General features: G+C 63.9%; 2 protein-coding genes and 1 pseudogene. All 3 read right to left on the reverse strand.

What is annotated here, in order from left to right; genetic code table 11:
- Positions 1 to 529: 529 nt before the first annotated feature.
- Positions 530 to 763, reverse strand: coding sequence for a hypothetical protein (locus tag GPZ80_RS31710; protein ID WP_187224790.1), 234 nt, complete (start codon positions 761 to 763; stop codon positions 530 to 532).
- 7 nt (positions 764 to 770) lie between these two features.
- The gene (locus GPZ80_RS31715) at positions 771 to 4,157 is read right to left on the reverse strand and encodes an RHS repeat domain-containing protein (protein WP_187224791.1); all 3,387 of its coding nucleotides are present in this window, start codon (positions 4,155 to 4,157) and stop codon (positions 771 to 773) included.
- Positions 4,100 to 5,505, reverse strand: a pseudogene (locus GPZ80_RS31720) (hypothetical protein); the annotation flags it as partial. The pseudogene GPZ80_RS31720 and the gene GPZ80_RS31715, both read right to left, overlap by 58 nt.

The following is a 5,505-nucleotide window of genomic DNA, read 5'->3' on the forward strand; positions in this document are numbered from 1 at the left end:
TCCCCAAGCCGAAGCCAGGGATCAGGGTGTCCGGTTCACAGGGGGAACCTCACAGGACATGCATCACCATTGCCTGCCGTTCAACGCCGTTGCATGCAGTTCGACGACGTTCAACTCCTTGCCGTGCTCCAGTTTTGCTCCACCACGTTCAGTGTGAGACTTGTCGAACGCGTGCGCAAGCTCTTGTGACACAAGGGTCATATCACCGCGAGGCGACTTGAACGCCGCACCTTGTCAGGGCGCTCTGCACAGGTGGATCTCACCGCCAATGCCGCGCGGGATCCGGAATGGTTACCCGCCTGGCTGTGTCACAAGCCAGGGCTTGTCACCCACTGGCGGACAGCGGATGGGGCGACAGGTGGCTGCTTGATCAGGCTCGCAACGACGCGCGAGAAGCTCACTACACAGAACATGCCCAAATCACGGGCACGTAACTCGACTGAGCACCGCCGAAATCGTCCCAGTCCGCAATATTTGACATTCTCGGCGCGCAGCTTCACTTCTCTAGCCTTCCCAAGGCTACTGCACATTAACCGATAACGGAGACTTCATTGCCATCTGAGTCCCAGATCCGATGCGCCAGACCGCCGCCCGGCTCAGAGACGACCAGCCCATCTTCATCCCAAACAACACCACCCACCGGTGACTGACCATCGACGGGCCAGTCGATGACGAAATATCGACCTTGCGCCAGCGGATATTCTGCACCGGAAGGCTCAAAACGGACGATAATATCGCGATAACCCCAGACGCGTATCTCCATAACCCACCTACCAATTCTCCACGATATACGTCATTAGATCAGCACGCTGCCGAGCGCTGGGGTTTGCTGGAGCAGTCTTGGCAACCCCGGCATAATAGTCCCTGATGACTCCGATATCCCCCTTGGTAAACCCGAGTTCCTTTACGCTGGCCACGTGACCCGGTGTGCGCAATGCTAAGCTTTCGTCCTTGTTGGCCCAGAGTTTACCCTTGCCGAGTGCGGCAAATTCGAAACCCCTGCTTTTTGCTACCTGCTGAGCAGGAACAAGTAGGTCAGATACAGCACGTGAAACTGCTCCACCCCCACCCGTTGAACCTGCAGCAACAACTTCCGAAGCGACTACACCTGATTTTTCCACGCCGCGAGCAGCACCGATGGCGAGCAGGTATGGGAAGTTAATTTTGAAATTCGACCAGATTCCGTACGCTACAGCATGCTCGTCGCACACGTCGAAGTTTTCGACGCAGTAAAAGGCGGCGATACGTTTGGCGCCTGCAATGTCGTCTGGATGCTCCAAAATGTGCAACATGGCTTTGTTGCACGCCGTTCTGCCGAAACAGACTTTATTCCCGGAGCCACTCCATCCGTCGTTGGGGCGCCAGAAATTCCCCGGATCACCGTCAAGAGTAGGCGTGTTAATAAACGGGGCGAAATGCTGTGCGAGTTCGCCCGGGTCGTTCGTGGCGGGGGAGTTGCCTGTCTCCCACTCTTGATTTTTGCGGTGCTCAGCGAAGGCGTTGTTTTCTTCCCTGTAACGGGCTTCCTGCTTCTCGTTGTCCAGGTCGGAGATAAGCCCGGTGGGATCGGAGAGGGTTGTGGGGTTGTTGTTGGCGTAGGCGTATCCGGTCCAGGACTGGGGATTGGCCATGTCGAGGATGGGGTCGACGGAGATGAAGGCGCCGAGGGTGGGGTCGTAGTTGCGGGCGCCGATGTCGGTGAGGCCGGTGGTGGTGTTGGTGGGTTTGTTGAGGAATCCGTGGGTGTCGGGCCACGGGGTGGTGCCCTGGGCGCCGAGTGGGTCGCCGTAGGGGTCCTGGGTGCGTCGGGTGACTGTGTAGTTGTTGGAGGCGACGGCGACCTGGTTGGTGCCGTGCATGTCGGCTTTGAGGTAGGTGGGGTTCTGCCCGGTGTTGCGGACGGCGACGGTGGTGCCGTTGTGGGTGTAGTAGCGGGTGCCGGTGACCGCACCGGTGGTGGTGTTGCGGGTGATTTCCTGTCCGGGCAGGTACAGGGTGGTCTTGCCCGGTTCGGTGCGGATCAGCTGGTTGCCGTCGGCGTCGTAGACGTAGCTTGAATCGTTTGTGGGGGTGGTGGTTGTGAGGTCGACGTTGACGAGGCGGCCGGTCTTGTCCCAGGTGAGGTCCTGGGTACCGGCGGGAAGGACGCGCGTGTCGGTGTTGCCCGCGGCGTCGTAGAGGTAGCTGGTCGACGTGTCACCCATGGGGCCGCTGGTGGCCGTCGAGGTGACTGCGTGGGCGTGACCGGGTGTCGCGTAGGTGTACGTGGTCGTGGTGTCACCCGTGAGGCCACCAGCGATCTGGTGCTGGGTCTGCTTGGTGCGGGAGCCGACCTTGTTGAACTCCCAGGACGACCAGTACGGGGTGGTACCGCCGCCCACGTTGCCCGCGCCCGGTGTGGCGGCACAGGTGTTGGCGGTGGCGGAGGTCCACGCCTCCTTGAGGCGGTTCAACCCGTCGTAGGTGAAGCACTCGGTGCGCTCGGTGCCGCCGAAGTCGGGGTGGCCCTGCGTGTTGTAGGCCTTGGTGAGGTTTCCGGCCGGGTCGTGGGTGTACTGGACGTCGTCGATCTGCGGGACCGCCTTGACCGCGGTCATGGTGATCTGGTTGACCCGATGGGTGTGGGTGTCGCGGTCGAAGGTCAACGCGACCTGGTCGAGACCACCCAACGCGTAGCGCAAGGGCTCACCGGCGGAGCTGTAGGTGGAGGCGGCGACGATGGTGTTCACGCCACGGGTGGATTGCGGTTGGCCGAAGCGGTCGTAGGTGAACTGGATGTTCTCCGCCGGGAGACCGCCGGCGTGCGCCGGCGTGACGTAGGTCGGCAGGCTCGTGCTCGTGTAGCCGAGTTGCGTCTTGTAGGTGCCGGCCAGCCCTTCCTGACCGGTGGGAATCTTGACGATCTGGTCGAACGGGAGACCCCGGCTGTTGTAGCCGCTCGTCTCGACCGTGTAGTCACCGGACGGGGTGTGCCGCGTGCCCGAGTGCAGCTTGCCGACACCGTTGGCCGCGGTGTCGTATGCCCAGGACGCCAGCTTGACCCGGCTGAACGGGGCGCCTTCCCAACTCGTGGTCTTGCGGCCGATCTCGTCGTAGTCATAGGACAGCACCTGGTTGAGCGCGTCGGTGGTCGAGGTGACCTGCCCGGCGAGGTTGTAGGTCGTGGTGGAGCGGCCCGAGTCTGGGTCGACGCGGGCGGATTGGCGGCCCAGGAAGTCGTACTCGAAGCCCCACTTGGTGCCCAGTGCGTCAGTCAGTTCGACCAGCTGGCCCTTGGGGTTGTAGGTGTAGCGGGTCGATTGCGGGTTTCCGCCGGAGGCCACGTCACCGGTCACCGTGGGCGCCGCCGTGTACTGGACCAGTTCGGTGGTGCGACCACGGGCGTCGGAAATCACCGTCGAGGGGACGCCGCCCTGCGGCGGGATGGTGGTGACGTGGTCGCCGCCGTAGAAGGTCTTTGTGTCGCGGGTGGCGGTGTCGCCGCGGTAGGCGGTGACCACGGTGGGGCGTCCGGCGCCGTCGTAGGTGGTGACTGTGCGGTCGTCGACGTTCGACGCGTCCGCGGTGATCAGGCTCGTGCTGGGAGCGCCGGTGGTGAGGTAGCGGTTGTTCGAGCGCTGCTGCCTGCCGTGGGAGTCGTAGAAGATCTCGGAGACGACCCGGGAGTCCGCTGACTCCCACGGGCTGACCACGGGCTTGGTCGGGTTGGACACGTCGTCGACCTGGGTCTGGCGCAGCCTGCCGCTGGAGTCGTACAGGTTGATCGAGGTCAGGTAGTTGGTGCCCGCGCCGTGGTCGACCAGAGTCTTGGTGGTGACCGCGAGCGGCAAGGTCTTGTCGACCCGGTATTGGTATTTGACGTTGGGTTCGGCGCCGGGAGCGCGGCCGGGTTGCCACACCTCCACCACGCGGCCCAACGCGTCATAGCGGGCTTGCGCGACGCGTCCGGCGACGTCGGTCGCGGTCAGCGGGGTGCCGCGGGCGGGGTCGAGGGTGACGGTGGACTTCTGCTGCTTCGGGTTGGTGGTCTCGATTTTCGACACCACACCGCCGAGCGCGGGCACATAGGTTGTGGTCGTTGTGTGGTTGAGCACGTCGGTCACGGACAGGGTGCGCCCGGAGGCGTCGAAGGTTGCGGACCCGGTGGTCTGGTACACGGGCTGACCGTTGGCGTCGGTAGAGGTGGCGGTGTCGACGCGGGTGACGTCGGCGGGGCCGGGGATCGCACCGAGGGTGGTGGAGCCGTCGTAGAAGTGCGAGTGGCCGCGGTGATTGAGGTCTGCGGCTCACCGGACGCCGGGCAGGCGCCGGTGGAGGCGACAGTCTGCTTCACCTGGTTGGTGATCGTCGGGTGGGTGGCGTACTCGGTGGTGGCGCACTGGTCCGGTAGGCCGGTGGCTGAGCTGGTCTCGGCGATGACGCGGCCGGTGCTGTCGTAGCGGGCGACCGTCGTGGCCACCAGCGGCGGGGTGGGCTCCGTGACACCGGGCGGGGTGCGCCGTTCGGTGAACTGCCGGGTGCGCTCCGTGGCGGTGATCGTCGCGACCAGGTCGGGCAGTCCGGTCCGGGTTCGGGTTACGTTGCTGGCGATGGTGATCGGGTTGGTGATGGTCTTCGACAGCAGGGCACCGCCGTCGCCGTTGAACGTCTGAGTCTCGAAGGCAGCGCCCGCGTACTGGTCGAGGTCGTGTACCTCCTCGTTGAGTGAGTTCTTGACCTTGACGTCGCGCTTGACGTTGTCGGGCAACGGGTCTTCGTGCATGCCCTGGAAGAAGAGGCTCTTCGTGTACGTGCGCTTGTCCGCGCCCGCGCCGCCGCTGTCGGGTGGGGTGTGGCCGGTGTTGCCCGCGCGGGTCTCGACCGTGGCGAAGCCGCGGAACTGGCCGTAGGTGCGGTCGGCGGGTTTGACCAACTCGTTGTCGTCGTAGTGCCAGGCAGCGTTCTTGTAGGAGTAGTCGGTGATCTGGGTGGGTGATCCGCTTGTGGTGTCCTGCACCCGGACTTGCTTGACGACGTACTTGTGGAAGAAGTCCAGCGACGTGCCCTCGTTGTAGGGCAGGGTCCGGCGGACGGGGTAGCACAGGCGCTTGTTGTTGGGCAGGTCGGTGGGCACGTTGGTGGCGGTGCAGGCCGGCTGGTCGGTGTCGACGTGGTTGGTGTAGTCGATGGCGATGTCCGCGCCGGTCTCGGTGCGGATGTTGCTCATCCGCGCGAACTTCATCGGCGGGAAGACACCGTGGTCGGTCTCGTAGCCGTAGACCCGGTTGTCCACCACGTGGCTGTAGGTGAACGTCACCGGCGGGGTGGCGATCGATCCGCCTGCGGCGTCGTAGCCGGTGCGGGTGATCGAGTCCAGTTGCAGGACGGGCTCGTTCTGAATGTTCAGCGTCGATCCGAGCGTGTAGGTGTCGACTTTGACCTCGCCGCCGCCCGCGTTGTAGAACGTGCTGATCTCTGCGAGCCGTTTGGTTGTCAAGCACCGGGTTTGATGGAGGCTGTGATCAC

This window comes from Actinokineospora xionganensis (assembly GCF_014323725.1).
GTDB classification, from domain to species: Bacteria; Actinomycetota; Actinomycetes; order Mycobacteriales; family Pseudonocardiaceae; genus Actinokineospora; species Actinokineospora xionganensis.

Bases quoted from the DNA above. Each gene is read 5' to 3' on its own strand.
- GPZ80_RS31710 (WP_187224790.1), bottom strand. From the start codon at position 763: ATGGAGATACGCGTCTGGGGTTATCGCGATATTATCGTCCGTTTTGAG.